The following is a 2,857-nucleotide window of genomic DNA, read 5'->3' as shown; positions in this document are numbered from 1 at the left end:
GGGGTGCGCCTACCGGGAGCGGGCGCGCGGCGGGGCACCGGGGGTGGTCAGCCCCGCCGCGCGCCCGCGTAGTCGTTGGCGGCGTACCAGGAGCCGCGGCCGCCCGGCAGCAGGTCGAGCACCTGCCAGACCGGCGAGAGCGGGTCGATGCCGCGTTCGGGCAGGTCGTCGGAGACCGACGCCTGCATCGTGTACCGGTGCCGGACGCGGTGGCCCTCGCGGTCGTACACCGACACGCCCGGATGCTGCGCGCCGTCGGCGTTCTCGACGCCCATGTCGCGGTTGAACGTCGAGTCGTGGCTGGACAGCAGGCGCAGGCCGTCCCATCCGCGGCGCCTCCCCCAGGCGCGCAGCCGCGGCAGCGGGGCCCTGGCGACGACGGCGAAGCCGGTGTGCCGGGCGAGGTGGTGGGCGACGCCGTGGAAGCCGTCCACCCACATGGAGCACATCGGGCACGCCTCCTCGGCGTCCGGCGCGAACATCAGGTGGTACACGACGAGCGTGTCGTGGCCGTCGAACAGCCCGTCCATCGCGGTGGCGGTGACCGGGCCGTCCTCGGACAGGTCCCGCGGGCCCTCGGCGAAGGTGTAGGGAGGCAGCACGGGGCCGGGCGGCAGCGCGCGGCGGGCCGCGGCGACGCGTTCGGCGTGCGCGAGCAGGTCCCGCTCCTCCTCCAGCAGGGCGGCGCGCGCCGCGACGTACTCCGGGGCGGCCCCCTCGGGCCACAGCGTCCTCGGCTCCATGCCGCCGCTCATCGCGGCTCCCCTCGTCCGGACGGTCCGACGCGAGGAGGCTATACAAAGCTAAACCGACACGCCCGCTCTTCGGCAGCGGAGGACGAGCCCGTCCGGAAGTTCGTCGGCGGGTCCGGCGGGGCCGCCGGAGGGACGCCCGCCGGGACGTTCGCCGGGAGGTCCGTCCGTGTCCGACCGGGCCTCGGCCAGCTCCACGAGCTCGAATCCCGCCAGCCGCAGTTCCGTCGAATAGCTCTGCAGCGTCCGGTGCCGGACCACCTCCCCGCCGGCCTTCCGCTCCCCCTCCCGGAAGTAGGCGGCCGGTCCGCCGTCGGCGGCGGCCGTCGCGACCGGATGCGGGACGGCCAGGACGAGCCGCCCGCCGGGCCGGAGGTGGTGGTGGACGGTCCCCAGCAGCCGCGCGAGGTTCCGCGTCCGCTGGACCGCCATCCACGACGCGACCAGGTCGTACGTCCCGTCGGCGTGGCCGGACCAGCCGTCCAGCTCGGCCGCGGGCAGGGCGCGGTAGTCCGCCGCGCCGCCGTCCGCCGCCCATCCCGCCAGGGACGCGCCGCCGAGCTCCAGCACCCGCACGCCCCGGGCGGGTCCGAGGAGGGCCCGGAACGTGGCGGCGCAGGGGTCCTCTGCCATCTGCTCACTCCCGTCGTCCCGGGGCCGTCCGGCCCCGCCGCTCGAAAAGGGGTCACGCGCGGGCGCCGAACAGTCCCCGGTTCAGCACCGGCCTGGCGACCTCCTGGAAGTCGATCCCCGGGTCGAGGTCGCGGATCGTCCCCTCGATGACCAGCAGCGACAGCAGCGGGAAGACCAGCTCGGACGCGGCGTGGATGCCGTGCCGGCGCTGCAGGTCGAACATCTCGGCGGCGAACGCGATCAGGCTGAACTCGCGCGCGGGCAGCCCGTGGCTGCGCTCCACCAGGTCGGCCATCCGGACGGTGAACGCCTCCAGGTCGGCGTCCGGACGGACGGCCGCCGCGCTCTCGACCACGATCTCGGCGCAGCGCCGGCCCCGTCCGGTCGCCATGTTCAGGAAGAACTCCGCGAACAGCCGGCGCAGCCGGTCCGAGAGCTGCACGCTGAACCCGGCGTCCAGCACCACCACCTGCCCCGACCGGGTGAAGTAGAGGTTGCCGGGATGCATGTCGCAATGGACGAAACCGGTGACGAACAGCATGTGGTAGACGGCGGTCAGCGCCGACGCGGCGAACCGGCAACCGGTGACGAACAGCATGTGGTAGACGGCGGTCAGCGCCGACGCGGCGAACCGGCGCCGCAGCGCGGGCGGGCAGGACGCGGCCGTGTCCAGCGCCAGGCCCGGGACGAACTCCATGACGATGCAGCGCGGGCGCGACGCGTCCGCGTGCACCTTCGGAACCCACACGCGCGGCACCGCCGCCAGCGCGTCCCGCAGCCGGGTCAGGCCGTCGGCCTCGCGGGCGAAGTCGAGCTGGCCGAGCACCGCCGCGCACATGCCGTCCACGACCTCGGTCACCGGCACGCCGCGCAGCGGACGCAGCCGCGCCGCGACCCGCGCCCCGCCGCGCAGGAGCGCGAGGTCGCGTCGCATCGCGCGTTCCACCCCGACGCGCCGGAGCTTCACCGCGACCCGCTCCCCCGACGGCAGCGTCGCGGCGTACACGCAGGCCACGCTGCCGCTGGCGACCGGACGCCAGTCCAGCCCGCCGAACGGCACCGCCCCGGACACCCCGCCCGTCCCGTCCGTCCCGCCTGTCCCGCCCGTCCCGTCCGCACTGGACGCCTCGTTCACACCGCTCCGCCTGTCCGAGCCGAACGAGCGGCATGCCCCGGAGGCGCCCTCAACGCCGGACGGGCCGTACGCGGCGGCCAGCCCGCGCCGCGCCTGCGCGGGAGTCATCGGCGGCATCGCGTCCTGCAACATCGACAGCTCGTCGCAGAGCGCGCCGGGGAGGACGTCCCGGCGGGTCCCGAGGACCTGGCCCGCCTTCACGAACGCCGGTCCGAGCATGACCAGTAGCGCGGTCAGCCTCCGGTACAGGTGGCGCAGGGCCGCGTCCCGGCCGCGCAGCGCGGCCAGCGCGACCGCGACGGGCAACGCGCCCGCCGCGACGAGCGCGGTCGTCGCG

3 protein-coding genes are annotated in these 2,857 nt (G+C 75.7%); all 3 read right to left on the bottom strand.

The genetic code is table 11. The annotated features are described in order from the left end of the window. Window positions 1-47: 47 nt before the first annotated feature. On the bottom strand, window positions 48-755 hold the full coding sequence (locus tag DZF91_RS07280) for a DUF899 family protein (protein WP_199486473.1): 708 nt from the start codon (window positions 753-755) through the stop codon (window positions 48-50). A gap of 48 nt (window positions 756-803) precedes the next feature. Further along, the gene (locus DZF91_RS07275; RefSeq protein ID WP_117356717.1) at window positions 804-1,385 is read right to left on the bottom strand and encodes a methyltransferase domain-containing protein; all 582 of its coding nucleotides are present in this window, start codon (window positions 1,383-1,385) and stop codon (window positions 804-806) included. Between the two features lie 52 nt (window positions 1,386-1,437). Then, the coding region (locus DZF91_RS07270) for an ABC1 kinase family protein (RefSeq protein ID WP_199486472.1) at window positions 1,438-2,857 on the bottom strand (1,420 nt) is incomplete at its 5' end.

It is taken from the genome of Actinomadura logoneensis, assembly GCF_003428695.1.
Lineage (GTDB): Bacteria > Actinomycetota > Actinomycetes > Streptosporangiales > Streptosporangiaceae > Spirillospora > Spirillospora logoneensis.
This window is presented reverse-complemented; position numbering and strand designations above follow the sequence as displayed.